This is a genomic window from Sphingopyxis sp., assembly GCF_035250425.1.
In the GTDB taxonomy this organism is placed as follows: Bacteria; Pseudomonadota; Alphaproteobacteria; order Sphingomonadales; family Sphingomonadaceae; genus Sphingopyxis.
On record NZ_DATFFD010000036.1, the window covers coordinates 1 to 26,650 of the forward strand.

23 protein-coding genes are annotated in these 26,650 nt (G+C 65.4%); 5 read left to right on the top strand and 18 right to left on the bottom strand.

From position 1 onward, the window contains the following. From VJ811_RS02535 to VJ811_RS02555, 5 genes are all read right to left on the bottom strand, one after another. A partial coding sequence (locus VJ811_RS02535) for an ATP-binding protein (protein WP_324070723.1) occupies nt 1-1,580 on the bottom strand: 1,580 nt, incomplete at its 3' end. A 195-nt stretch (nt 1,581-1,775) separates the two neighbouring features. Continuing rightward, nucleotides 1,776-2,543: a TIGR02186 family protein gene (locus tag VJ811_RS02540; RefSeq protein WP_324070700.1), complete on the bottom strand. Its 768-nt coding sequence runs from the start codon at nt 2,541-2,543 to the stop codon at nt 1,776-1,778. After that, nucleotides 2,540-3,448 (bottom strand): sulfite exporter TauE/SafE family protein, encoded by a 909-nt coding sequence (locus VJ811_RS02545; protein WP_324070701.1) that lies wholly within the window; start codon nt 3,446-3,448, stop codon nt 2,540-2,542. The genes VJ811_RS02540 and VJ811_RS02545 overlap by 4 nt, the downstream gene beginning before the upstream one ends. Nucleotides 3,449-3,554: 106 nt before the next feature. Then, nucleotides 3,555-4,697 (bottom strand): hypothetical protein, encoded by a 1,143-nt coding sequence (locus tag VJ811_RS02550; RefSeq protein ID WP_324070702.1) that lies wholly within the window; start codon nt 4,695-4,697, stop codon nt 3,555-3,557. After that, complete coding sequence (locus VJ811_RS02555) at nt 4,694-6,118, bottom strand: glycosyl transferase family protein (RefSeq protein ID WP_324070703.1); 1,425 nt, start codon at nt 6,116-6,118, stop codon at nt 4,694-4,696. Before VJ811_RS02555 ends, VJ811_RS02550 begins: the two co-directional genes overlap by 4 nt. A gap of 138 nt (nt 6,119-6,256) precedes the next feature. Here VJ811_RS02555 and nhaA point away from each other — a divergent pair, with 138 nt between their 5' ends. Beyond that, nucleotides 6,257-7,543, top strand: coding sequence for a Na+/H+ antiporter NhaA (nhaA, locus tag VJ811_RS02560; protein ID WP_324070704.1), 1,287 nt, complete (start codon nt 6,257-6,259; stop codon nt 7,541-7,543). Further along, nucleotides 7,540-8,889, top strand: a complete 1,350-nt coding sequence (locus VJ811_RS02565; RefSeq protein WP_324070705.1) for a hypothetical protein — start codon at nt 7,540-7,542, stop codon at nt 8,887-8,889. The genes nhaA and VJ811_RS02565 overlap by 4 nt, the downstream gene beginning before the upstream one ends. A 24-nt stretch (nt 8,890-8,913) precedes the next feature. Here VJ811_RS02565 and VJ811_RS02570 read toward each other — a convergent pair whose 3' ends face one another. Together VJ811_RS02570 and VJ811_RS02575 are read right to left on the bottom strand one after the other, a co-directional pair. Further along, nucleotides 8,914-9,750 (bottom strand): NYN domain-containing protein, encoded by an 837-nt coding sequence (locus tag VJ811_RS02570; RefSeq protein WP_324070706.1) that lies wholly within the window; start codon nt 9,748-9,750, stop codon nt 8,914-8,916. Nucleotides 9,751-9,882: 132 nt separating this feature from the next. Further along, complete coding sequence (locus tag VJ811_RS02575; RefSeq protein ID WP_324070707.1) at nt 9,883-11,622, bottom strand: D-aminoacylase; 1,740 nt, start codon at nt 11,620-11,622, stop codon at nt 9,883-9,885. A 139-nt stretch (nt 11,623-11,761) separates the two neighbouring features. Between VJ811_RS02575 and VJ811_RS02580 the strand changes: the two genes are divergently transcribed. Beyond that, on the top strand, nt 11,762-12,511 hold the full coding sequence (locus VJ811_RS02580) for a methyltransferase (protein WP_324070708.1): 750 nt from the start codon (nt 11,762-11,764) through the stop codon (nt 12,509-12,511). Between the two features lie 4 nt (nt 12,512-12,515). Further along, entirely contained in the window at nt 12,516-12,827 is a 312-nt protein-coding gene (locus VJ811_RS02585; protein ID WP_324070709.1) for an alkylphosphonate utilization protein, read from the top strand. Between the two features lie 195 nt (nt 12,828-13,022). Here the strand turns inward: VJ811_RS02585 and VJ811_RS02590 are convergent, their stop codons facing one another. The 5 genes from VJ811_RS02590 to sucC form a co-directional block, all read right to left on the bottom strand. Then, nucleotides 13,023-14,303, bottom strand: a complete 1,281-nt coding sequence (locus tag VJ811_RS02590) for a serine hydrolase domain-containing protein (RefSeq protein ID WP_324070710.1) — start codon at nt 14,301-14,303, stop codon at nt 13,023-13,025. Between the two features lie 92 nt (nt 14,304-14,395). Continuing rightward, a complete protein-coding gene (locus tag VJ811_RS02595; protein WP_324070711.1) occupies nt 14,396-15,733 on the bottom strand; it encodes a DUF389 domain-containing protein in 1,338 nt (445 codons plus the stop codon). An 8-nt stretch (nt 15,734-15,741) separates the two neighbouring features. Then, on the bottom strand, nt 15,742-16,671 hold the full coding sequence (locus VJ811_RS02600) for an electron transfer flavoprotein subunit alpha/FixB family protein (RefSeq protein ID WP_324070712.1): 930 nt from the start codon (nt 16,669-16,671) through the stop codon (nt 15,742-15,744). A 112-nt stretch (nt 16,672-16,783) separates the two neighbouring features. Next, nucleotides 16,784-17,533, bottom strand: coding sequence for an electron transfer flavoprotein subunit beta/FixA family protein (locus tag VJ811_RS02605; protein ID WP_324070713.1), 750 nt, complete (start codon nt 17,531-17,533; stop codon nt 16,784-16,786). Nucleotides 17,534-17,632: 99 nt separating this feature from the next. Next, on the bottom strand, nt 17,633-18,838 hold the full coding sequence (gene sucC, locus VJ811_RS02610) for an ADP-forming succinate--CoA ligase subunit beta (RefSeq protein ID WP_324070714.1): 1,206 nt from the start codon (nt 18,836-18,838) through the stop codon (nt 17,633-17,635). Nucleotides 18,839-19,109: 271 nt separating this feature from the next. Between sucC and VJ811_RS02615 the strand changes: the two genes are divergently transcribed. Further along, complete coding sequence (locus tag VJ811_RS02615) at nt 19,110-20,168, top strand: M23 family metallopeptidase (RefSeq protein ID WP_324070715.1); 1,059 nt, start codon at nt 19,110-19,112, stop codon at nt 20,166-20,168. 4 nt (nt 20,169-20,172) lie between these two features. Here VJ811_RS02615 and VJ811_RS02620 read toward each other — a convergent pair whose 3' ends face one another. From VJ811_RS02620 to VJ811_RS02645, 6 genes are all read right to left on the bottom strand, one after another. Continuing rightward, nucleotides 20,173-20,484: a hypothetical protein gene (locus VJ811_RS02620; RefSeq protein ID WP_324070716.1), complete on the bottom strand. Its 312-nt coding sequence runs from the start codon at nt 20,482-20,484 to the stop codon at nt 20,173-20,175. A 6-nt stretch (nt 20,485-20,490) separates the two neighbouring features. Continuing rightward, on the bottom strand, nt 20,491-21,639 hold the full coding sequence (locus VJ811_RS02625) for a serine hydrolase (protein ID WP_324070717.1): 1,149 nt from the start codon (nt 21,637-21,639) through the stop codon (nt 20,491-20,493). Nucleotides 21,640-21,808: 169 nt separating this feature from the next. Beyond that, complete coding sequence (msrA, locus tag VJ811_RS02630; protein WP_324070718.1) at nt 21,809-22,498, bottom strand: peptide-methionine (S)-S-oxide reductase MsrA; 690 nt, start codon at nt 22,496-22,498, stop codon at nt 21,809-21,811. Between the two features lie 342 nt (nt 22,499-22,840). Beyond that, on the bottom strand, nt 22,841-24,052 hold the full coding sequence (locus VJ811_RS02635) for a pyridoxal phosphate-dependent aminotransferase (protein WP_324070719.1): 1,212 nt from the start codon (nt 24,050-24,052) through the stop codon (nt 22,841-22,843). Between the two features lie 156 nt (nt 24,053-24,208). Beyond that, nucleotides 24,209-26,038, bottom strand: a complete 1,830-nt coding sequence (pabB, locus tag VJ811_RS02640) for an aminodeoxychorismate synthase component I (protein ID WP_324070720.1) — start codon at nt 26,036-26,038, stop codon at nt 24,209-24,211. 37 nt (nt 26,039-26,075) lie between these two features. Beyond that, on the bottom strand, nt 26,076-26,612 hold the full coding sequence (locus tag VJ811_RS02645; RefSeq protein ID WP_324070721.1) for a hypothetical protein: 537 nt from the start codon (nt 26,610-26,612) through the stop codon (nt 26,076-26,078). Between the last annotated feature and the right edge of the window lie 38 nt (nt 26,613-26,650).

A 26,650-nucleotide genomic window follows, 5' to 3' on the forward strand; every position in this document is an offset into this window, starting at 1 on the left:
TGGCTGCGCCAGCGCTTGACGACGCGCTCGAGGATTTCGGCCTCGCCGCCGGTTTCGCGCCACAGTTTCGAGAAGAGCGGATCGCTCGACGCGGGCCGCTTTTCTTCCTCGAGCGTGTCGAGATAGACGCGGATCGGGATCGAGACGCCTTCGCCGCAGACGATGCATTCGCGGTTGCGCAAGGCCGGGATCGAATCGATGAACCCGCGCGCGCCTTCGGGCATCGCGGCCTTCACGAAATGCTGGTCGCGTTCGTTGTTGAGGCGCATCGAGATGATCGTGCCGCACTGCGACAACACCCCTTCGGCCAGATCGGACGGGCGCTGGGTGATGAGGCCGAGCGAGACGCCGTATTTACGGCCTTCCTTGGCGATCCGCTCGAGGATCTTGCGCACCGCCTGCCCCTGGCCGGTATCCTTGGACGGGATGTAACGGTGGGCTTCCTCGCAGACGAGCAGGATCGGACGCTGCGGCTCGCCGCGCGACCAGATCGCATAGTCGAAGGTCAGGCGCGACAGCACCGCGACGACGACGCCGGTGATGTCCGACGGCACACCGGACACGTCGATGATCGAGATCGGCCGGCCGTCCGACGGCAGGCGAAAAATCTTGCCGATGAAATTCGTCATCGTGTCGGCGACGAGCATGCCCGAGAACATGAAATTATAGCGCGGGTCGGCGCGCATTTCCTCGATCTTACCCTTGATGCGCATGAACGGCGCCGATGAAGTGGCTTTGTCGAGCTTGCCCATCTCGTTTTGCAGAATGTTGAGCAGGTCGGAGAGCAGATAGGGGATTGGCGAATCGACGGTGATCTTCGTCATGCCTTCGGCCAGCCGGTTCTTCGTTCGCGCTTGGAGCAGGCAGCGCGCCAGCACGTCGCAATCGGCCTGGCGGTCGCGGCCCTCGGCGGTGACGAACACTTCGCAATGCTCTTCGAAATTCATCAGCCAATAGGGCATGGCGAGGTTGTCGACATCGAACAGCGCGCCGATGCCCTTGAACGCCGCCGAATATTCGCCGTGCGGGTCGATCATCACGATATGGCCCTGCGGCGCGAGCTCGCAGATCTTGTGGAGGATCAGCGCCGCGCTGGTCGATTTACCCGTACCGGTCGACCCGAGCAGCGCGAAATGCTTGCCCAGCATCGCGTCGACATAGAGCGATCCGCGAATATCCTTGGTCGGATAGACGGTGCCGATTTCGACATGCGCGCGTTCGTCGGCGGCATATATCTGCTTGAGATCGGCGCTGGTCGCCGCGAAAACCTGGCTGCCCGGGATCGGGTAGCGCGTCACGCCGCGGCGGAAATTGTGAATGCGGCCGGTGATCTTTTCTTCTTCGCCTTCGCCAAGGAAGTCGATCGTCGCGATGATCAGCCCCTCGCCGCGTTCGTGCAGCTGCTGGTCGCGGATGCTGGCGATCAGCCAGATATTGCCGACGCGTACCTTGACCTGCGCCCCGACCTGCCCCGCCATCGCCACCGCAGAATCGCTGGATGAGGACAATTTGCCGATCGCCGCGGCATCGAGCAGGATGCGCGAGGCCGACCCCGAAATATCGACGACTTCGCCGATCATCAGATCGTCGCGATGATGGTTGGTTACCGCCGCAACGGGTGCCGCCACGCCGCCGCCGGCCAGCCGAACATGCTGTGCCGCGGTCAAGTCCCCGGCGCTGAATCCGCCGCCCTGCATGTCCATCTATCCGCCCCGCCGATTGTGGTCCCCGGCCGGGTATCGCAGCTGAGGGTAAATAGGCCGTGAACTTTGGCGTCAACGACGGCGGAAAATCGCCGAAGCGCCGTAGCCGAGGAGCAGCGACAGGACGACCGCCGATAGGCCATACAGAAAGCCGTGCCGCTGCGCCGCGAGCGCGACGAAGCGCTCGAACCCGGCCTTGCGGATCTGGACATCGCGCGAGGCGACGGCGAGCACGCGCCCACGGCTGATCAGATAGGTTTCGGCGCGGTAGGTGCCAACGGGAACGCGCGCCGGCACCGGGATGCGCGCGCGATAGAGCACGCCTTCGGTGATTTCGACCGCGGACGGATTTTCGACGAAGAGGCCCGAGCGGCGGTAGAGGTCGGTCAGCCCCGCCTCGAAGCGCTCGAGCTTCCTTGCCTCCGAAAATCCGCTTGGCGACATCGACAGATTGGCGAGGCCGAGTTCGAAGATCGCGGCGGTGCGCTCGTCGACCAGCTTGTCGATCGGGCGCGACGAGCCGATCGCGTAAAAACCCGGGGACGTGCGCAGCCGGATGCTGCTGGCATTGACCCAGATGCCCGCGACGCGGCGTTTTTCGCGCAGCACGATCGGCCGCACCGGACCCTTCAGCACGACGACGATGTCGGCGCGGTCGTCGGGCAGGCGCTGACCGGGGTAAAGGATCGCGCCGAACAGCAGCAATTCCTCGCCGGTAAAGCTGTACTGGATGTCGATCGCGCGGCTCGACACGTCGGGCACCAGTCGCGGGTCCGCTGCGTGCGCGGCGGCGGGCAGCAGCATCGCGAGCGACAGGAGCAAGGCGCGCGGCGCGCTCATTGCACCGTGTAGATTTCTTCAGGGCGAATGAACAGATCGACCCCCATGCGCAGCGCGACGAGCAGGACGATCGCCGCGAGCGCCATGCGCAGATATTCGGGTTTTACGCTTTGGGCGAAACGCGCGCCGAACTGGGCACCGACGACGCTGCCCAGCAACAACAACCCCGCGAGCACGATGTCGACCGCGCCGGTGGTCAGCGCATGGACCATCGTCGTCGCGATCGTCACGAACAATATCTGGAACAAAGACGTGCCGACGACCACCTGCGTCCCCATGCCGAGCAGGTAGAGCATCGCGGGTACCATGATGAAGCCGCCGCCGACGCCGAGCAGCATCGTGAGCACGCCCCCGACCATGCCGAGCAGCAGCGGCGCGAGCGGCGAAATATACAGGCCCGAACGATAGAAGCGCCAGCGCATCGGCATATTGGCGACCATGGGATGATGGCGCCGCTTGCGCGCGGGGGCCGGCAATCCGCTCTGCGCGGCGCGGTAGCTTCCCCACGCCTCGCGCCCCATGAAGGTGCCGACGATACCAAGCAACGCGACATAGAGGATGTTGATCACCGTATCGATCTGGCCCCAGGCGGTAAGCAGTTCGAACAGCCCCGCACCGATGAGCGATCCGAGCAGGCCGCCCGCCACCAGGACGCCGCCCATGCGCAAATCGACACCGTCGCGCTCGAGATGCGCCATCACCCCCGACACGCTCGCGCCCGTCACCTGCGTCGCCGCCGATGCCGCGGCAACCGTCGGCGGGATGCCGTAAAAGATCAGCAAAGGCGTGGTCAGGAAGCCGCCGCCGACGCCGAACATGCCCGACAGGAAACCCACCCCGCCACCCAGCAGGATGATGACCAGCGCATTGACCGACAGATTGGCGACAGGAAGGTAAAGGTCCATTGGCCCCGATTGCGCTCAGCGGCGCTGGAACCGCGCCGATTCCAAGAACCCTAGACCATTTTTTCGGCGTGGGGAATCGGCCGCGGCGGCTAAATTTTACCCTTCTCTAGAAGTCGCTCGCGAGGGTCAGCGCCAAGCCGCTTTCGGGGCGCGCATCGCCCGCGACGCGCTGGCGCCAGTCGAGCGCGATGCGGCTGCCCTCGCCGACATCGGGCAGGCGGAGCGTCAACCGCGGACCGACATCGACGCGCGCCGCGCCCGGCTGCACCGCCCCCGCCGCGAGCGCGCCGAGGCGCAACGATGCGTCATCGGGACCAAGGCGGCGATCGACCACGATTGCCGCGTCGGCAAAACCGTCGCGCCGCCGCGCGCTGACGACGCCCGCCTGCGCATAGGCGTCGAGCCGGAAACCGGCGGGCAGCGCGACGTCGGAAACTCCGCCGCTGGCCATCATGGCTAGCGCGGTGCGCCCTTCCTTCCCCGCGGCGACGCGCTGCTCGATCGCGAGATCGACCGGCAGATGCGCAAGCGGGGCAAAGGCGAGGCCGAAGGCAAGCTCGCGCTGCTGCGGCCGCTGCACCGCGATCGTCGCGCGGCCATAGGCGCGGATGCGGCCGGTGTCACCGAACCCATAGGCAAGGCGAAGCCCCGCTTGACTGCCGCCGAGCTGGCTCGCTCCGCCGATGGTTTCGGACGCATTCCCCCCTTCGCGCAAATAGAGCCAGCCGCCGAGCGACCAGCTCGAAAGCTGTCGCTGCAGCCAGAATGGCTTGCCCTGCCCCGGCTCGGCGCGCGCCGCGGGCGCGAACGAAGACCATGCCGGCCCGCCCGCGCCAAGCGCCGAGCGCGCGACGCCCCCGGGGGCCGACGGCAGCAGCCGCGCCATCAGCGCCAGGCGAAGGCTGTGACGATCGGCACCAAAACCGCCCGAAGCCAATTCTTCTCCTGGCGTGCGCGGTTCATCGGCCGATCCCGGCCCCGGCACGACTAAAGCATGCGACGCCCGCTCGCGCAGCGATGGCGCGGCACGCATCGGCGCCGCGTCGACGTGTGGCTCGCGATCCGGAACGCTTTGGCTCGCGACAAAGCGGGACGGCACGGTCCACGGCATGGTGGCTGCATCGGGGGGCGGCACGAAAGCGGGATTCCACACGATCATGATCCGCATGGCGATCCAGCCGCCCACGCACAGCAGCAGAAAGCGCAGCGCTGGCGCGTCGCGCCGCGCGTCGGCCCGGCGCGTCATCACCGCGCCACCGTCCTTGCAAATGCGTCGTCGTATGCGCTCTCATGTTCCAGATGTTCGGTTTTGTCCCATATGATCTCGCCCGATCGCAGCATGCGCCAATAAAGGCCGACCGCGCGCCGCGCCGCGAGCATCGCGATCACATTTGAAAAAAACGCACGCGGCAGCGAAAACATCGCTTCGCTGAGGCCGTACCAGCGCGCCGTGAAATGCCCACGCATCGCCAGGCGCCAGCATAGCATGACCGCATTGAAGGCGAGCAGCAGCCGCATGCCGTTACCGACGATGACCGCATTCCAGCCGAACAGATATTGCCCAGCCCAGCCCAGCGCCGTCAGCAGCGCCCCGACATATGCTGCAAGGAGGACGAGCGCGGCGAGCGGCGCACGGCGGTCGCGCCACAGCATCCAGCGTGCGATCCAAGCGCTGCCGCTGCGAAGATCGGCTTCATCGCGCCGCGACCCCGGCCAGCCCAGATGATCCCATCCCGCCAGCGCGATCCCGGCGATCCAGCGCGATTTCTGCCGCACCGCCTCTTCGGCCCCGCCCGGAAAGGCGCCGCGCGACACGATACGGTCGCCCGCGGGTTCCACCGTGTCGACAAAGCGCGTTCCCAGGCCATAGGCGCCGATCACCATGCCGATCTCATAATCTTCGGTCAGGCTGTCAGAGCGAAAAGGTTCGCCGCCGCGCTCGATCGCCAGCAGCGCCAGCGCGGTGCGCGTCAGCGCGCAACCGACCCCTGCCGACGGAAGCGGCAGGTCGAGGCGCGAACGAACGACCAATTCCTTGCCGTGCGCTTCGGCAAATTCGTCGCCATAATGCCCGCCGATCCAGCGCTGATCACGCTTGATCAAGGGCACGACGGGAATTTGCACCATCGCATTTTCGCCGAGATAGCGGCGATAGAGTGCGAGTTCGCCTGGATGCACATGATCCTCGGCATCGTGAAGGACGATCGCAGCAAACCGAACGCCCTCGGCGCGCTCGTCCTCGGCGAGCGCCGCCCACAGCCGGTTGAGATTGTCGCCCTTGGTGGTCGGCCCTTCCTGGCTGCCGACGACGAGCCGCAGCCGTCCGTCGCGCGCGACCAGCGGCGACACGGCGAAGAGCGTCTCGGCGTCGTTGGGATAGCAGCCGACGTAAAGCCGGAAATCCTCGCCCTCCCACGCGCCAAGCGTCCGCCGCAACATCGCGGGAAGCGCTTTCGCTTCGTCCCACGCGGGCACGAAGATCGCGAAGCGCCCCTCCACCGGCGGCGCGGTCGGCGTCAGCGACCGTCCGCGCCGGCGTGTCGCCAGCCACAGCGCGTCGAAAAGCAGGTCATCGAGCCCGAACAGCAGGATTCCGACCGATGCGAACAGCATCAGTTCGTGGCCGGCACCCAGCACCAGCCATTCCAGCCATGCGGTCGACAGCTCCACTGTGCTAGCCCCGCCCCCACCGATGACCTGATGTCATCGCCGCCGATAGTGCTAATGAAGAAGGCGAATTTGTAAAGATTGGCGCCCACCGGTAGACGAACGTCAAATCGCCTGACGAACCAAGGAAATAACCCACCCATGACTCGCAGTTTTCCGCCCCGTTCTGCGTTACGCGACTTTCTTGCCAGCGAGAGTGCCGGAGGAATTTTGCTGATTTTCGCAGCCATTTTGGCAATGATTGTCGCCAATTCGTCGCTGGGGACAGTTTACCACGACGCGATCCATGCCGTGACCGGGCCGGTGCTCGCCGACAAGCTCGGCCCGATGACGGTCCATCTGTGGATCAACGACGGGCTGATGGCGATCTTTTTCCTGCTCGTCGGGCTGGAGATCAAACGCGAGTTCGTCGACGGGCGGCTCGCGAGCTGGGACCGGCGGCGGTTGCCGTTCATCGCCGCGGCGGCGGGGATGGCGGTGCCAGCGGCGCTCTACATGCTCTTTGCGGGCAGCACGCCGGGGCTGGCGCAGGGCTGGGCGATCCCCGCCGCGACCGACATCGCATTTGCGATGGGGGTGCTCGCGCTGCTCGGCAAGCGCGCGCCGACCTCGCTCAAGCTGTTCCTCGTCACCGTCGCGATCGTCGACGACATGGGCGCGGTCGCGATCATCGCGCTTTTCTACACCGCCAAGATCAATCTCGTCGCACTCGGCGTGGCGGCGGTCATCTTGGGCCTGATGTTCGCGATGGGGCGCCTGCGGATGAGGGGTCTGCCGCTCTACTTCTTGATGTTCGCCTTCCTCTGGTATGCGATGCTGCTCTCGGGCGTCCACGCGACGATTGCCGGGGTCCTCGCCGCGATGGCGATCCCGATCGAGCACACGCCGGGCGCGCCCGACAGCGCGACTTCGCCGCTGCACAAGCTTGAGCATGGGCTTCACCCGTGGGTCGCCTTTGCGATCGTGCCTTTGTTCGGCTTCGCCAACGCCGGGGTCGATGTGAGCGGGCTGACCGCCGAGCAGATTTTCGCGCCGCTGCCGTTCGGCATCGCCGCGGGGCTGTTCCTCGGCAAACAGGTCGGCATTTTCGGCAGCGTGTGGCTGAGCGTCAAACTCGGCATCGCGGGCAAGCTGCGCGGCGCGACCTGGCTGCAAATCTATGGCGTCGCGGCGCTGTGCGGCATCGGCTTCACGATGAGCCTGTTCATCGGCGGGCTCGCCTTTCCGGGCGACGCGCTGCTGATCGAAGAGGCGAAGATCGGCATCCTGATGGGCTCGCTCGCCGCCGCGCTGCTGGGCTTTGCTGTGCTGCGCTTCGCCCCGCTCCATCCGCAGCATGATGTGATCGAGAGCGAATCCGACGCCGAAATCGCCGCCGACGGCGATGTGCGTGACACGTCCGAAAGCGGCAGTATAGCGGCAGCATGATGCGCAAACTGATTGCCCTGTCGCTGGTCACCGCCCTGTCGGGCTGTGCAACCGGCGAAAGCAAACGCCCCATAGACAAACCCGGTATCGCCACGCTCGACGTGCGCCGCACCGCGGCATCGACCAAGGCGCTCGACGAGATCGCTGCCGCCTATCTGCAGCTGACGCTCGAAATCGGAACACACGAACCCGGCTATATCGACGCCTATTACGGCCCGCCCGAACTCAAAAAGGCGGCCGAAGCGGCGCCGCGCGACAAGCCCGCCCTGCTCGCGGCGACGCGCGCGTTGATGGCCGAGATCGATCTCGCCGCGCGGCGGATATCCGATCCGCTCGCCAAACGCCGCGCGACCTTCCTGCGCGCCCAGCTTCGCGCCGGCGAGACGCGATTGCAGATGATGCAGGGCACGCGCTTCGCCTTCGCCGACGAAGCCGAGCGGCTGTTCGGGGTCCGGCCAAGACTGAAGCCGCTCGCAAGCTATGACGCCGAACTGGCGAAGATCGAGGCGCTCGTCCCCGGCGAGGGTCCGCTGCCGGACCGCGTCGAGGCCTATCTCGACGCCTTCACCATCCCCAAGGACCGGCTGCAAAAGACCTTCGACGCCGCGATCGCGCGCTGCCGCGGGCGCAGCATGGCGCATATTCCGATGCCCGAGGGGGAGAGTTTTCGCCTCGAATTCGTCACCGGCAAAAGCTGGAGCGGCTATAACCATTATCAGGGTGGCTATCACAGCCTGATCCAGGTCAACACCGACCTGCCGATCCGGCTGTCGCGCGCACTCGACCTCGGCTGTCACGAGGGGTATCCGGGGCATCATCTGCTCAACATGAAGCTCGAGGAAAAGCTGGTAAAGGAGCGCGGCTGGGCCGAATTCAGCGTCTATCCGCTCTATAGCCCGCAAAGCCTGATCGCCGAGGGCAGCGCCAATTACGGCATCGACCTTGCCTTTCCCGAAAGCAGCAAGGCCGATACCGAACGCGATATACTGATGCCGATCGCCGAAATCGCGGTGCCGGCGGACGATCGCTATTGGCAGCTGCTCGCGGCGATCAAGCGTGCGTCGGGCGCGCGGCTGACGATCGCGCAGCAATATCTCGACGGCGTGATCGACCGGCCGACCGCCGTCGCGCTGACGCAGAAATATCTGCTCGTCTCAGCGAAGCGCGCCGAACAATCGGTGAGCTTCACCGACCAGTATCGCAGCTATGTGATCAACTACGGCCTCGGCGAGACGATGGTGCGCGCCTGGGTCGAGCGCGGAAAGCCGGGCCGCGACGAGATGTGGCGGCGCATGGCGAAGATCGTCAGCGAACCGACGCTGCCTTCGGATTTGCTGGTGCGATAGGCGCGAATTGCTCCGCCGCGATTGCTAATGGGCCTCCAGCTTTTTCCGAGCGATGGCCCGCGCGGTGCGCTTTTCGTCGACCGTCAGATCCCGACCGAGTTCGTCGCGCGCCTGTGCCAGCATCGGCGCATCAACTTCGCGCGGCAGACTGTTGCTCGTCGCCAGATGCGCGCGAAATGCCTCAACCTGCTCCGCATCAAAACGAACGAAAACACTGTCCACGACCGCTGACATGTCGATCGGCGCGTCATCGGGCACTTTGGGCTGCTCCAACACCGGCTTTGCGGCCGCGAGCGGGGGGACCGGAGCCGCAGCCGCAGCCGCGCACGTCAGAAATGCTTTCACATGATCGGCCGAAAGTTCGGCCAGCGAATCGATTTCCTGCATCAAATGGGGTGACACGTTGCCACGCGTCGGCGCAACGCCGAGCAGATGCACACGCACGCCATAGGACTGCGCGACCTGAACCCCGACACGCAAATCTTCGTCACCCGCAAGGATCAGCGCATCGCTGATCGCCTTGTTCCGTGCAAGATCGATGAGGTCGGTGACGATCAACGAATCGACGCCCTTCTGCTGCCCTTGGCTATTGAGCATTCCTAGGCGCAGCTTGACATTATGCGCTTTGCCGAGTGCGGCTTGTTCCGTGCTAGGGCCATTATACGGTCGGATTCCGTCGTACCAATATATGCGGAGCAATCGGGCATTCGGTTCCACCGCGCCAGAGAATTTCGATATGGATTCAATGGCTTTTTCAATATCGAGCCGACATTCGGTCCGTGGTTTGCGTTGCCCGCTGATAAGCGCGGAGCCGGCGGCAAACAGATAACCGGCATCGACAAAAACCGCTGTTTGCAACATTTCGTTCCCCCAAACGAAACGGGGCTCCCGCAGGAGCCCCTAAGTAAGCGGGTTGCCAGAGATATATCTAGCCTCTGCCAGCCCGTCTCGCGGTCATATAGTCGCAAATTGTTACCAAATCAATAGCCGCCCCTACTCCGCCGCCATCGCCATTTCGACGCGCTGCGGGCCGCGGATGACGCCGCCCGGCGTCGGCCCCTGCATAGTGCCGTCCTTGAAGGTCACGACCCCCGACTTCACCGTCGCGACATAGCCGTCGGCCTTTTGCAGCAGGCGCTTGCCGCCCGCGGGCAGATCGAAGGCGAGCCAGGGCTTGCCGAGCTTGATCGCGTCCATGTCGATGACATTGAGGTCGGCGAGATAACCGGGCGCGAGCACACCGCGATCCTCTAGCCCATAGAGCAGCGCGGTGTCGCGGCACTGGCGCTTCACCGCGTGTTCGAGTGCGATGCGATGGCCTTTGCGGTCGCGCACCCAATGCTGGAGCATGAAGGTCGGCGAGGCGGCGTCGCAGATCGTGCCGCAATGCGCGCCGCCATCCGAAAGGCTGTTCACCGTATCGTCGGCGGCCTGCAGATCCTCGAGGAAATTGAGGTTGCCGTCGCGGTAGTTCAAAATCGGGAAGTAGATGAAGCCCTTGCCATCGTCCTTCATCAGCAGGTCATAGGCATATTCGGACGGCGAGACGTCCGCGGCGGCAGCGCGCGCCATGATGCTTTCGTCCATCTTGGGCTCATAGTTGAAATCGGGGTCCATTTCGAACTGCACCGGCCAACCCAAGGCGACGACCTTGAGGAAGTCGAGGATGTCGCTTTCGGGCCAGACATTTTCCTCGGCGATCATCCGCGCCTTGAATGCCGGGTCTTTCAGCTTCGCGAGCTGCTGGTCCCACGGCAGGTCGATGATCTCGTTCCATGCGGGCTTGAAGCGGAAGGGATGGACGGTGCCCTGCCACGCCATGATGATGCCGTTGCCGCGTAATGCGATCTGCGCGACGATGTTCGCGCCGGTCGCGTTCTGGCGCCGCATTTCCTCGATCTGCTCCTCGAGCGGCAGTTCCTTGGCGATCGACTGGAGCGCGGCGAAGGTCACCGGCAGTCCGGTTTCGCGGCTCAAATCGCCCATCCACTGAAACTCGTTCCACTCGCGTTTCAGGTCGCTCGCCATTTCGAACACGCCGTAACCGACGCGGCCCATCGCGCGGCCGATCGCGATCAGTTCTTCGGCGGTCGCGGTGGTGCCGGGGACGAGTTCGCCGTCGATCGACTTGTGCAGAACGGTGCGGCTGGTCGAGAAACCGAGTGCACCCGCGCGCACGCCTTCCTCGACGATGCGCGACATTTCGGCGATGTCGTCATCGGTCGGAATCGCGCCGGGCTTTTCGCGGTCGCCGAGCACATAGGCGCGCACCGCGCCGTGCGGGACGTGGCACGCGACATCGACGGTGCGCGGCAGTTTCTCCAGCGCGTCCATATATTCGGGGAAGGTTTCCCAGTCCCACGACATGCCTTCGGCGAGCGCGGTGCCGGGAATGTCCTCGACGCCTTCCATCAGCGAAATCAGCCAGTCGTGGCGATCGGGCTTGGCGGGGGCGAAGCCGACGCCGCAATTGCCCATCACGACGGTGGTGACGCCGTGCCAGCTTGACGGCGCCATTTCGGCGTCCCATGTCGCCTGCCCGTCATAATGGGTGTGGACGTCGACGAAGCCGGGGGTGACGATCTTGCCCGCCGCGTCGATTTCCTTGGTGCCGGCGCCGAGATTTTCGCCGACCGCGACGATCCGGTCGCCATCGATCGCGACATCCGCGACAAAGGGCGCTCCGCCCGAACCATCGACGACGGTGCCGCCGCGAATCACCAGATCATGCATGTCCGCTCTCCCAAGTCTTTTGGCCTGATTTTTTAGTTTCACAGAAAAACCTATCATCAAAATCGCGATATGCAAATAAGCGCGCGGGGCGTGCGACAAAGCGCTATGACGGCGGGACAAGATAATGGGAGTCGATGCCATGATCCGCCCGCTTACCCTCGCCCTGATGCTTGCCGTTTCGGCAACCCCGCTCGCCGCCAAGCAGGCAGCCATTACGAGTTACAAGACCGCGCTCGCCGATCCGGCGCGGCCCGCCGCCGACCGCGAACGTGACGCCGCGCGCAAACCCGCCGAACTGCTCGCCTTCGCACAGGTCAAATCCGGACAGAAGGTCGGCGATTATGTCATGGGGGGCGGGTACGTCACCCGCCTTCTCGCCGCGGCGGTGGGCCCGTCGGGGAAGGTCTTTGCCTTCCAGCCCGCCGAGTTCATCGCGTTCAAGAGGCAATATGGCGACGACCAGGCCGCGATCGATGCCGCCTATGTCAATGTCGACGCCGTCGCCGGACCGTTCGCGGCGCCCGCCTTTCCCGAACCGCTCGACACGATCATCACCGTGCAGAATTTCCATGACCTTTATCTGAAGCCCTTTCCCGCGGGGACGGGCGACAAGGCGGGCGCGGCCTTGTTCGCGGCGCTGAAGCCCGGCGGCACGCTGGTCGTCGTCGACCATAGCGCCGCGAAGGGCAGCGGCACGACCTTGTCCGACAGCCTGCACCGGATCGACAAGGATGCGGTCGTCGCGACGCTGACCAAGGCGGGTTTCAAGCTCGAAGCCGAAAGCGATCTCTATCGCCGCCCTGCCGATCCGCGTAGCGCCAATGTCTTCGACAAGGAAATCCGCGGCAAGACCGACCAGTTCACCCTGCGCTTCCGCAAACCGGGATAAAAGAATGACCAGCGACGATGACGATTATGTCTATGACGAGGCGAGCGGCGAATGGATGTCCGCGAGCGATTTTGCTGCGCGCAATGCCGCTGCGGCCGCGGGTCCCGAGGTGCGCGACGCGGTCGGCAATCTGCTCGCCGATGGCGACTCGGTCGTGCTGGTCAAGGATTTGAACGTCAAAGGGGCGGGGCAGACACTGAAGGTCGGGACGGTGATCAAGTCGATCCGCCTGACCGGCGACGATCAGGAAATCGACTGCCGGCATGAGGGGATCAAGGGGCTGGTGCTGCGCGCCGAGTTTGTGCGGAAGCGTTAGAGCTGTTTCCGTTGCACTGAAACGGTCCGCCACCTTCTACATATGGAAGACGACCGAGTTCAACCAATAGGAGGCGGTCGGGCTGCCTCCGGCATCGAGCGCGGGTTCAAATTTGGCGTTGCGCATGATCGCCTTGCACACGGCATCGCCGAACGCCTTCGGCCGGGTCGGCTGCAAGGCCGAAAAACATCGCCGTCAGTCGCCCGCCGGCCCCCGATAATCCGCGCCATAGACGGCGGCGCGAAAATCGCGGTGGAGCGTGCCGTCAAAGGGGATGGTCTGGACAAAGAAGACCGCGGTCAGCCGGTTCGCCGGATCGACCCAGAAGAGGGTCGATGCCATGCCGTCCCAGAAATATTCGCCAACCGCGCCGCGATTTTCCTGGCGGGTTTGCGGCGGCGACTTGCGCACCGCGAAGTCTAAACCGAAGCCGACCGCGCCCTTGCCGGGGAGCCACGCGCGTTCCTTGATCGCGGGGTCGAGCTGGTCGGTCGCCATCAGCCGCACAGTCGAAGACCTGAGGATGCGCGCGCCGTCGAGTTCACCCTCGTTCAGCAGCATGCGCGCGAAGCGCTGATAATCGTCGAGCGTCGCGGCGAGACCGAAGCCGCCCGGGGTCAGCGCATGATCCCCGAAATTCAGCAGTTGCGCCTCGGCCGCGGCTTGCTGGACCAGCTTGCCATCCTTCTTCACATTCATCGCCGCGAAGCGCAGCAGGCGTGCGTCGGGCTGGCGCCATGCGGTTTCACGCATTTTGAGCGGTTCGAAGATATGGGTGCGGACATAGTCGGCAAAGGGCTGGCCCGACAGTTTCTCGACGAGCGCCGCCTGCACATCGACCGCGATGCTATATTCCCACCGCGTTCCCGGCTGGTAGAGCAAAGGCACGCTCGCGAGGCGGCGGCTCGCCTCGGACAGCGGGATCGTCAGCGCGAGCGGCTCGGCGGCGACATAGGCGTCGTGCGCGGGCGTCGGCCCGGCGCCATAGGCGAAGCCCGCGGTGTGGCGCAGGATGTCGCGGACGGTGATCGGGCGTTCGGCCGCGACATAGCGCGGCTGGCCCGCGGCATCCTTGCCCGCATAGACGCGCATCTCGGCGTATTCGGGGAGATATTTGGCGAGCGGGTCGTCGAGGTGGAACTTGCCCTGCTCCCAAAGCTGCATCAGCGCGACGCCGGTGACGGGCTTGGTCATCGAATAGATTTGCGCGATCGTGTCGCGGCGCATCGGGCGCTTCGCGTCGCGGTCGGCCATCCCGGCGCTGCCGAAATAGACCTCGCGCCCATCCTGCCAGATCAGCGCCGAGGTGCCCGCGGCGCGGCCATCGGCGATCATCGCCTTCAGCGCCGCATCGATCCGCGCCTTGTCGATCGTCAGCACTTCGGGGCGCGCCGCCTGCGCGTACAGCGGGGGCGCGATCGCCGCCAGGCCCGCACTCGCCATCATCATCGCCAACGCCAGTCGCTTGCCGCGCATATCGTCTCTCCCCTGCCCGACCGTCGGCCGGGCTCGGCGTGCATCAAATGGGATCGGGCGCCACAGGTCAACCCGAATAGGTCTGCACAAGGCTATTCGGTCGCGGCGGCTTCGGTCGGGGGCACCTTTGCGGCGGTGAGGCTGCCATTCTGGATCAGCCATTGCGGATGGTCCGCCTGCACCGACGCCATGATGCGGTCGATCGCCGCGGCGACCTGCTCGCCCTCGACCTCGCGGTCACGCTGAACGATGACGCGGCGCGCCTGACGGTCGACGAGCACGCGCTCGCGCGGCAGCAATTCGCCGACGGTGAGGCCGGCGAGGATTGCGCGGCTGTCCTCCTCGCGCTGTTCGAGCGCGGCGAGGCGGCGACCCAGCTGTTCCTCGACCTGCACCGCGGCGTTGGTCTGTTGCCGCAGCTGGACGATATTGACGCGCACCTCGCGGCCCAGTTCGGCGCCGATCTTCGCCGCGAGCTGCTTGTCGAGCCGCCCTGCATAGCGATCGACGAGCACCACGCCGTCGACGGCAATCGCATCGCGTTCCATCCGCACGTTGAGGCTGTCGACGCGGTCGCTTTCGCCGAGCAACGACCGCAACTCGGCCTGCACGACCGACCGCGCGCGCACCTCGCCCGCCAGGCTGTTGAGCGTCAGCGCGAGCGGGATCGAGAGAATGCCAAGCGTCGCGGCGATGCCGACGACCTGCATCGCGGTGTGCTGCGGCGTGAGCGACGGTCCGAAATGGTTGAGCCGCGCGACGATCGTCGCGGCAAAGGCGATGGCGAGCGTGTTCGTCAGGAACAGCAGCGCCGCCCCCATCGCGAAATCGAACCGGCCGGTGACGAGGCCGAAACCGACGGTAGATAGTGGAGGCACCAGCGCGGTCGCGATCGCGACGCCGACCATCACCCCCGACAGCTTGCGCATGATCGCATAGACGCCGGCGATGCCGCCGACGACCGCGACGCCGAGGTCGAGCAGGGTCGGCTGCGTCCGGGCGCGCAGTTCTGGGGTGACGTCCTTGATCGGCGACAGCCAGATGATGAGCATCGCGACAAGCACTGCAACCGCCATCCCGGCGGCCAGCGTCACCAGCGAGCGCTTGATCAAATTGCTTTCGATCGTCGCGAGGCCGAAGCCGAGCCCCATGATCGGCCCCATCAGCGGCGACACGAGCATCGCGCCGATGACGACCGCGGTCGAGCTTTGCAGCAGACCGAGCGTAGCGATCATCGCCGCGAGGATGATGAGCAGGAGGAATTTCTTGTCGAGCCGCGCGTCGCGCGCGACGCTCGCCAGAATCAACGAGCGGTCGAGGGCGTCGTCGCCCTCGACCGCTTCGTTAGTTTCGTTCCGCGCCGCGCGGCGACCGCCGGCATTGAACGGCGCGTCGCCCAGTCCGGGCACCCCGGGATGGTCGCCCGCCACGAAGCCGCTTAGATCTTGCCGGTCAGTTCGGGAACGGCGCTGAACAGATCGGCGACGAGGCCGAAGTCGGCGACCTGGAAGATCGGGGCGTCCTCGTCCTTGTTGATCGCGACGATCGTCTTCGAATCCTTCATGCCCGCAAGATGCTGGATCGCGCCCGAGATGCCGATCGCGAAATAGACCTGCGGCGCGACGATCTTGCCGGTCTGGCCGACCTGATAGTCGTTGGGGACATAACCCGCATCGACCGCGGCGCGCGAGGCACCGAGCGCGGCGCCCAGCTTGTCGGCGAGCGGGACGATGACTTCTTCATATTTCTCGCTCGAACCCAGCGCGCGGCCGCCCGACACGATGATCTTTGCCGAGGTGAGTTCGGGACGCGCCGACTTGGCGATTTCGGCGCCGACGAAGCTCGAGAGGCCGGCATCGCCGCCAGCCGAGACGGCTTCGACCGTGCCCGAACCGCCCGAGGTGGCAGCCTTGTCGAACGCGGTGCCGCGAACGGTGAGGACCAACTTCGCGTCCGACGATTCGACCGTCGCGATTGCGTTGCCGGCATAGATCGGGCGGGTGAAGGTCTTGGGACCCTCGACCGACAGGATTTCCGAAATCTGCATCACGTCGAGCAAGGCGGCGACGCGCGGCGCGATGTTCTTGCCGGTGGTCGTCGCGGGCGCGAGGAAGGCGTCGTGCGAAGCCATCAGCTCGGCGACGAGCGGCGCGACATTTTCGGGCAGATTATGACCGAAAGCGGCGTTGTCGGCGACATGGACTTTGCCGACGCCGGCGATCTGCGCGGCTTCCTTGGCGACCGCATCGACGCCCGAACCGGCGATGAGCAGATGGACTTCGCCCAGCTTCGACGCGGCAGTGACCACCGCGAGCGTGGCGTCCTTGACGGCGCTGCCGTCATGTTCGACCCAAACCAGAGTTTTCATATGTTTGTTCCTTCATCCCTTCCCGTTCGCATCGAGCGAAGTCGAGATGCCCCTCGATCTTGCGCTGTCCCGATGGGTGTCTCGACTTCGCTCGACACGAACGGAGGCAGAATCAGCTATGGACGCCCAGCGCTTTGAGCTTGGCAACCAGTTCATCGACATCGGCGACCTTGACGCCCGCCGAGCGGACCGGCGGTTCCGAAACCTTGACCGTCTTGACGCGCGGCGCCGTGTCGACGCCGTAATCGGCGGGGGTCTTGGTATCGAGCGGCTTCGACTTTGCCTTCATGATGTTCGGCAAGCTGGCATAGCGCGGCTCGTTCAGACGCAGGTCGGTGGTGACGATCGCGGGAAGCTTGAGCTTCACCGTCTCGAGGCCGCCGTCGACTTCGCGGGTCACATTGACATGATCGCCGTCGACATTGACCGCGCTGGCAAAGGTGCCCTGTGCCCAGCCGGTCAGCGCCGCGAGCATCTGGCCGGTCTGGTTGTTGTCGTCGTCGATCGCCTGCTTGCCGAGGATGACAAGGCCGGGCTGTTCGGCGTCCGCAATGGCCTTGAAGATCTTCGCGAGCGCGAGCGGCTCGACGGCATCGTCGGTCTGCACCAGGATCGCGCGGTCGGCGCCCATCGCGAGCGCGGTGCGCAGCGTTTCCTGCGCCTTCGCCGGGCCGACGCTGACGGCGACAATCTCGGTCGCGACGCCCTTTTCCTTCAGGCGGATCGCTTCTTCGACACCGATCTCGTCGAACGGATTCATCGACATTTTGACATTGGCGAGGTCAACGCCCGTGCCGTCGGACTTGACCCGCGGCTTGACGTTATAATCGAGCACCCGCTTGACGGGGACGAGGATTTTCATGGGCTTAAAGCTCCTCTCAGCAAATTGTGCACCGCGTCATAATTGGCGTTTACGTAAACGTCAACCTAGCTTCCCTCTCCCCCAAGGGGAGGTTTAAGCTCAAGCCGCGCGGACTTCCGCGACGATCTTCTTCGCCGCATCACCCAGATCATTGGCCGCAACGATCGGCAGACCCGAATTGGCGAGGATGTCCTTGCCTTCCTGGACGTTTGTGCCTTCGAGGCGGACCACCAAAGGCACCGAGAGGTTCACTTCCTTCGCCGCGGCGACGATGCCGTCGGCGATGATGTCGCATTTCATGATGCCGCCGAAGATGTTGACGAGGATGCCCTTCACCGCGGGGTCCTTGAGGATGATCTTGAACGCTGCGGTGACCTTTTCCTTCGAAGCGCCGCCGCCGACGTCGAGGAAGTTGGCCGGGAATTCGCCGTTCAGCTTGATGATGTCCATCGTCGCCATCGCGAGGCCGGCGCCGTTGACCATGCAGCCGATGTTGCCGTCGAGTTTGATGTAGGCGAGGTCATATTCCGACGCCTCGACCTCGGCCGGGTCTTCTTCGGTCAGGTCGCGCAGCTCGGCGAGATCCTTGTGGCGGAACATCGCATTGCCGTCGAACGCCACCTTGGCGTCGAGGACGAGCAGTTCGTCGCCGTTCGCGCCTTCGCAGACAGCGAGCGGGTTGATTTCGATCTGCTCGGCATCGGTGCCGAGGAACGCGTCATACAGACCCGCGAGCACTTTCGCGGCCTGCTTGGCAAGATCGCCCGACAGGCCGAGCGCCGCCGACACGGCGCGGCCGTGGTGCGGCTGGAGGCCCGTGGCGGGATCGATGATGATGGTGTGGATCTTTTCGGGCGTATCGTGCGCGACGGTTTCGATGTCCATGCCGCCTTCGGTCGAGGCGACGACCGCGATGCGGCTCGAACCACGGTCGACGAGCAAAGCGAGGTAGAATTCCTGCTTAATGTCGGCGCCGTCGGTGATGTAGAGGCGATTGACCTGCTTGCCGGCGTCGCCGGTCTGGATCGTCACCAGCGTGTTGCCGAGCATGTCCTTGGCGTGCGCTTCGACCTCTTCGATGGTCTTGGCGAGGCGGACGCCGCCTTTCGCGTCGGGGCCGAGTTCCTTGAACTTGCCCTTGCCGCGGCCGCCCGCGTGGATCTGCGACTTCACGACATAGAGCGGCCCGGGGAGCTGCTTCGCCGCGGCGACGGCTTCCTCGACGCTCATCGCGGCAATGCCCTTGGGCACGGCGACGCCAAATTTCGCGAGCAGTTCTTTCGCCTGATATTCGTGGATGTTCATGAGGTCTGCCGGGCCTTTCGACTCTGTAAAGGGAGAGGATCGGCGCCGCCTAAGCACAAGTTCGGCGCCAATTCCACCCCCGGGTAGCCGCAGATATTCTTGTGCGCGGCAAAGGCGTGCGGCCAGCCGGTCCGTCTTCCGGATGACGCCCCGGGCCTGAGTTGATAATCGGGCAGGGTCGAGGATCGAGATAGAGGAGCCGAAGATGCGGATAAAGCTTCTTGTTTTGGCATGGTTGGCGCTCGCAGGTCCAGGCCCGGCGGCAGCGCAAGTGAACCAGTCGATCGATGTGCAGATCTTCGAGGCGCCGAAAATTGTCCGGATCGGCGCAACCGACCAGCTCGTCTATGAACTCCACCTCACCAATTTTTCCAGCCACCCGCTCGAGCTGAACGGGCTCGCGATCAAGGCAGGCGACACGCCGATCAAGACCTTTGGCAGAGACGAACTGCCCAATGCGATCGATCTTGTCGGACCACCCGAGGCCAATTCGCGCATCATTCCACCCGGCCGCCGCGCTATCGTCTATATCGGCGCGCCCGTAGCGGCCACCTTTCCCCGCGGACCGATCTCGCACAGCCTGACGCTGAGCAAGATCGATACCGACGAGGGTGATTTCACGATTTCAGGCGGCGCGGCGACACCCGAAACCGCCGCCCTGCCCCGCCTGTCGCCGCCCTTGCGCGGCGGCCCGTGGGTGGCGGTGTACGACCCCGGCATGGAGCGCGGGCACCGCCGCGTCTTCTATGCCGCCGAGGGCACGGCCACCCTTCCCGGCCGCTTCGCGATTGACTGGATGAAGATCGATACGAGCGGAAAATTGTCGTCGGGCGACGCCAATATTCCGGCGAACCACTATGGCTTCGGCGCCGAGGTGCTCGCGGTGGCCGATGGCACGATCGTCGCGCTCCGCGACGATGTTCCCGATCCGGCGACCGTGTCGGGCAGGCCGAGGCCCGGCATCGCCGACGCCAGCGGCAATTTCGTCATGCTCGACATCGGCGGCGGGCGCATCGCGACCTACGAACATCTGAAACAGGGCGCCCCCGTCAAAGTGGGTGACCGCGTCAAGGTCGGGCAAGTCGTGGGCTTCCTCGGCTTCACCGGGCAGGCCAGCGCGCCGCACCTGCATTTCCACCTCGCCGACCGCCCGTCGATCCTCGGTGCCGAGGGCCAGCCCTATGTCTTCGCCGCGCTCACGCGGCTCGGGCAATATGCCACGATCGACAGCTTTTTCCGCGGCGAGACATGGCCGCCCGTCGACCGCTCCGAAACGGTGCGCGATAGCTTTCCGCCGCCGAACCTCGTCGTGCGCTTTCCCGGCGACTAAGAAATCAGCCCAGCGCGCAGAGCGCCGCCGAGCTGGTCGAGACGGTCAGGATTTCGGGATCCTTGAGCGCGCGAACCTTGCGGAAGAACTGGTCGAGCGTGAGGTCGGAAACGCGCTTGTCCTTGAGGCTGCCGAGCGCCGACAGGCGGCGGAGTTGGACCAGCGAGAGCCGGTCGACCATGCGTTCGGCCATGCACGCCGACATCGCCTTCGACAGGCCGGCGTTGTTGAGCCCGGTGCGCAGCCGCGTCTCGGGCGTCGCGCAGCCGGCGAGCGCGAGCGGCAGCAGGGCCAACGGCAGGGCAGCAAGCTTCATCCTCGATTACCTTCCATGATATTCGGCAACCGCCGACGAGACCGACTGCATCAGCGCCATGCGCGCAGGAATGCCCGCGGTGGTGCTGCCCATCATCACGACGATCGCATAGCGCGTGCCGTCGGGCGCGGTCGCAATGCCGATGTCGTTATAGCCCGCGGTCATGCCGCCCAGATTCTGACCGGTCCCGGTCTTGTGCATGAACTGCCAGCCCGGCGGCAGCCCGGCCTTCAGCCGCCGCGGCCCGCTCCGCGTTCGGCTCAGCACGCCTTGCAGATATTCGGTCGATTCGGGCGACAGCAAGGTTCCGCGCGCAAGCCGCGTCAGCGCGCTGGCGATCGCGGCGGGGCTCGCGCCGTCAACGGGATTGGCGAGGTAATTGTTCATCGCGGCCTGGCGCGTCGCGGCCGACAGCGCGGCGCGCGCGGCCTCGAAATTGCGGCCCACCGAATAGCTTTGCTGCCAGGTCAGCCCGGCGGTCCCCGCCTGCAGCAGGCGTTCGCCGGGACCGAAGCGGATCGAACCCAGATCCTTTTTCGCAACGAAGGCGCGCACCGCGCTCGGACCGCCGACGGTCCGCAGCAAGCTGTCGTTCGCGGTGTTGTCGCTGTGGGTGATCGCGGTTTCGATGAGGTCGCGGACGCTCATCGTCACCGATCCCTCGGACCGCACGCGCGCCGCGATCGGCTGGTGGAACAGGGTCAGATCCTCCGGACCGATGCGGACCCGCTGGTCCATCGTCATCCGCCCCTGATCGACCGCGTCGAGCACGGTGAGCGTGACCCACAGCTTCGACACGCTTTGTTGCGGAAACAGCTCGCTCCCGCGCTGCGACAGCGCCCATTCGCCGTCGATGCGCTGCACCGCGATGCCGGTCTTGCCGGGGAAAGCGCGCCACAGTTCATAGATGCGGTCGTTGAGACCCGCGGGAGCGCGGCGGAAGCCGGGATCGACGGGGCCGGCGGGACGCGGCATCGCCGAGCGCACCGGTTGACCGATCGGCACCGTCACCGAACCGGACGGGCTGCGCACCGCCGCCGCCGGCTGCTGCGCGCGCGGCTGCGGAATGATCGCGGCGCTGCTGGCGCAGCCCGCAAGCACCGCCGCGCTCATCGTCACGGCGAGGAGCGGCCTGCCCGAAAACTCAAACTTCATTCAAACCCCGCACTTGCGACCTTTATATCATCCCGACCCCTCTCGGGCCTTTCCTGCGTCCCGCAGGCGCGCGGGAGGGGCCAGCGATTTGCGATGAATGATTCTTCTGCCGCGACCAGTGGCGGAACCCGGCGGATTTCAGGGCGCGGACTTCGCCCGCGCGCTATTATCAGGGTGCTGGCTTCGCCCGCACCATATCGGGATAGAGCCGCTTCAACGCCGCCAGCTTGGGCGCATCCCAGCGCAGGATATAGCCGTTCTTCGGATTGCGGCGCATGAAATCCTGATGATTCGCCTCGGCGGGATAGAAGCGCTTGTACGCCTCGACCGGCACGACGATCGGTTTCGCGAAATATTTGCCGCCGCCGATCTGCGCCAGATAGGCGGTCGCGACCCGGCGCTGGCTGGCGTCGAGCGGAACGATCGCGGCGCGGTATTGCGGCCCCGTGTCGGGCCCCTGACGGTTTTTGAGCGTCGGATCGGCGATCACCGAGAAGAGGATGCGGAGCAGGCCGCCATAGCTGACCTGCGACGGGTCATAGACGATGCGAACCGCCTCGGCATGGCCCGACTTGCCGTCATGAGTGAGTTCATATTTGGCGGTCGCGGCGTTGCCGCCATGATAGCCCGATTCGACCGAAATCACGCCTTTGACGTTGGAAAAGACGCCTTCGACGCCCCAGAAACAACCGCCAGCGAGTACCGCGGTCGCGCGCTTCGCATTGACGGCGGGATCGACGAGCGCGGCGGGCAGCTTGACGACGCTTTCGGCCTGCGCCGGGGCGCATTGCGCGACGATCGCGCCTGCGGCCAGCGCTATGGCGGCGCGAAGCGAAACGCCGCCCCGCAGCGGCGTCACGCCGGGATCGGCAGCGCCGGCTGATTGAGCACGATATAGGTCGCGCCAATCGCGAAGCCAGCGAGCATGGTCAGAAACCAGTCGGAGCGGAGCATGGAGAGCATATGGGCCTCTTTTTTTCATATCTGTCGATTCGCGGCCGAGACCGCTTTGGTTACACCGACGATATGGAGCGCCCCGACCAGCCGTGCAGTGATGGCAGTCACCCTTAACGGAAATGACTTACTATCCGGTGAACCGGGCGGTTAACCGCCGTTCAGGTTCAAATAGTCGCCGCCGCTGCGATTACAAGACCGATCGGTACAAAATAATCGTGCGCAGATAGTTTGTGCCGGGAAGGCGTCAGCTGAGCGCGGCGCATGCCTGCTGGATACGCACGCACGCTTCCTTCAGCACCGCTTCCGATGTCGCGTAGGAGACGCGGAACGCGGGCGACAGGCCAAAAGCGCCGCCGTGCACCGCCGCGACCTTGGCGCTGTCGAGGAAATAGTCGATGAGCGCCGCGTCGCTGTCGATCAGCTTGCCGTCGGGGGTTTTCTTGCCGATGCAGCCCGACGCGTCGGGATAGACATAGAAGGCGCCGTCGGGGACGGGGCAGTTCAGGCCCGGCGCGTCGTTGAGCATCGCGACGACCATGTCGCGGCGCTTTTTGAACGCGGCGTTGCGGTCGTCGAGGAACTGCTGCGGGCCGCCGAGCGCGGCGGCGGCGGCGGCCTGCGCGATCGAACAGGGGTTCGACGTCGACTGCGACTGGAGCTTGCCCATCGCCTTGATGATCCACGCGGGGCCGCCGGCATAGCCGATGCGCCAGCCGGTCATCGCATAGGCTTTCGAACAGCCGTTCACGGTCAGGATGCGGTCGATCAGGTCGGGGCAACGCTGCGCGAAGGTGGTGAAGGCGAAATCGGCGTACCAGACATGCTCGTACATATCGTCGGTCATCACCATCACATGCGGATGACGGCGGATCACTTCGCCGAGCGCGTCGAGTTCCTCGCCCGAATAGGCGGCGCCCGAGGGGTTCGACGGCGAGTTGAACATCACCCAGCGCGTTTTCGGCGTGATCGCGGCGTCGAGCTGCGCCGGGGTGATCTTGTAATTCTGCGCCGCGGTGCCCTCGATGATCACCGGCGTGCCGCCCGCGAAGGCGACGATGTCGGGATAGCTGACCCAATAGGGCGCGGGGATGATCACCTCGTCGCCCTTGTCGACGGTCGCGACGAGCGCGTTGAACAAAGTGTGCTTGCCGCCGACGTTGACCGATATCTGGTCGAGCCCGAAGTCGAGGCCGTTGTCGCGGCGAAACTTGCCGCGGATCGCTTCCTTCAGCGCCACCGTACCGTCGACGAGCGTATATTTGGTCTGGCCGTTACGGATCGCCTCGATCGCCGCTTCCTTGACGAAATCGGGGGTGTCGAAATCGGGCTCGCCCGCGCTGAGGCCAATCACGTCGACGCCCGCGGCTTTCAGCGCCGTCACGCGCGCGGTCATCGCGAGCGTCGCCGAGGGCTGGATGCGGTTGAGGGCGGCGGAGACATGGGGCTTCAGCGACATGACGATATCTTCCGTGGCTTGCGCGGTCGGGCTGCAAAAGGACAGGAAATTGCGCGCGGCCGCGCCTAAAGCCTCTAACCGATATTCGCAAGCGCGCTGGTTGATAATTTACCTATGCGTTACCCAAATAAAGCCCCTCCCCTGAAGGGGAGGGGCTTAGTTATTTGTTACCGCAGCGTCCGCCAGCCGCGCCGGGATCAGCCCGCGCAGTGAATTGCCGATGAAGAATCCGCTCTCCAGATCCGCGATCCGCAGGTGCGATTCGACCGCGCGCCCCTTGTCGATCAGTTCGGCGCGCAGCACCCCGGGGAGCAACCCGAGCGCGAGCGGCGGCGTGAGTAGCTGGCCATCGCGCTCGACGAAGACATTGCTCCAGCTCCCTTCGGTGACGAAACCGGGCTCGTCGACGAAAACGACCTCGGCCGTGCCGCTCTCGTGCCGCGCGCCGTCATAGGCGGCGCGCAGGCTCGTCTTGTGCGTCAAACGGAAATCGTCGGCGGCCATCGGCGCGGGACGCACCGCGACGGGTACGGGCAATTCGGCGAGCCGTGGCAGCGGCGATACCTCGATCGCCAGCGCGCCCGATGGCGCAAGCCGCATCCGCACGCGCGCGGCGCTGCGCAGGCGGAAGGTCGCCGATTGCAGGCTGTTGCGCGTCCCGTGCCGGTCGAAGGTGAAACCCAGCGCCGCGGCGCTCGCCTTCATCCGCGCCAGATGCCCCTCGAGCCGCTGGACGCCTTCGACCGGATCGAAGAACATCGTTTCGATGAGGTCGAAGCTTTCCCCCGCTGCGCCCACAAATTCCCCCTTGGCCAGACATTCGCGCCATTCTTCAGCCGGTTCGCTGTCGGCGACGATTCCGGAGCCCAGTCCCAGCGTGGCGCAAGCGGAGCCGTCCTGCAAGGCGCTTTGCGGTAACAAAAGCGTCCGGATCGCAACATTGAACGCCGCATCGCCCCCCGGCTCGATGAACCCGATCGAGCCCGTGTAGAGCCCGCGCGCGCCCGTTTCCAGCTCGTCGATGATTTCCATCGCGCGGACCTTCGGCGCCCCGGTGATCGACCCGCAGGGAAAAGCCGCACGCAGCACATCGACCGCCCCGGCGCCTTCGGGCAGGCGCGCACTGACATCGGAGACGAGCTGGTGGATCGTCGGAAAGCTTTCGACACGGAACAGGCCGGGCACCGCGACCGACCCGGGCACCGCGACGCGCGACAAATCGTTGCGGATCAGGTCGACGATCATCAGATTTTCGGCGCGCTGCTTGGGGTCGTCGGCAAGCTCGCGCGCCGCAACAGCATCGGCCCCGGCATCGGCAAGCCGCGCTGCGGTCCCTTTCATCGGCCGCGCCATCACCTGCCCCTCGCGCAGCGCGAAGAAGAGCTCGGGCGAGTGCGACACGATCGCCTGTTCGCCGGTCCAGATCACCCCGCCATAGCCCGCGCGCGCGGTGCGCCGCAGCCGCGCATGGATGGCGAGCGGATTGCCGAGCACGGGCACGTCGGCGCGGAAGGTGAAGTTCGCCTGATAGATGTCGCCCGCGCGGATATAATCGAGCACGGCCTCGACCGCAGCCAGATAGTCGGCACGCGCAACGCGCGGTGCGACCTTGCCGATCCACGCCGACGCTGGATCGGGGAGCAGGTCCGTGACCTTGCCGGCGTCGATCCGCCGGACCGTGTCAAACAGCCCGAACCAGCCGAGCGGCGCATCGCCGGTTTCGGTATCGACCGCACCGCGCCACGCCGGCGCCAGCGCCTTGCCCGCCTCGTAAGTCAGATAGCCCGCCGCGTGGAGCCCGCGCGCCTGCGCCGCTTCGAGCGCCGAAAGCAGCGCCGGAACCTCGGCGGCGCAATGCGCCGTCAATACCTCGACCGGGCGGGCGAACAGCCGCGCCGCCGCCGCCCCCTCGGCGCGCGCGTCGTCGAGCAGCACGAAGGGCGGACAGCCCGGCCCCGGAAGCGGGATCGCGTCGCCGTCCGCCATCTCTATCTCGCTGGAATCGTTCGTGCAGCGGCCGCGATCAGCGGTCGCGCTTCATGCGGATCGTCCGGCCGCCCTCGACCGAGGCGAAATAGCTGCCCATGGCCGCGACCTTGATCTTCACTTTCTGGCCCGGCTTGGGTTGCCGCGGCAGGCTGGTGGAGTCGATCTGTACCCACACCGCATTATCCTCCATGACCAGGCGATATTTGCCCGACTGGTCGGTGCTGACGCCGCGGATCACCGTCTCGATTTCCTTGATCTCGTCCTCGTCACCGCCGAAAATCCCGCCCAGCTTGGGGAAGGAAAAACCGAACAGGCCGCGCCGTGTCTTCTTCGCGGTTTCCTTGTCGGTGAACACGATTTCTTGCGCGGTATCGGCGGCCGACAGCTCACCGACCTCGCGGTCGAAACAGGCGAGGCGGGCCGCGGCGTCGGCGATATCGCGGCACGCATAGAGTTCGCGGATCTGGGCGGGCGGCGCCGGCGGTCCCTTGTCCTTCGCGGCGGCCGGAACGGCGAGCGCGCAGGCGAGAAGGACGAGCGGCGCGGCGACGCGCGATGACAGCTGCAGCATGGCAAAACCCCTGGCGAAGACAATATGCGCTGCCTAGC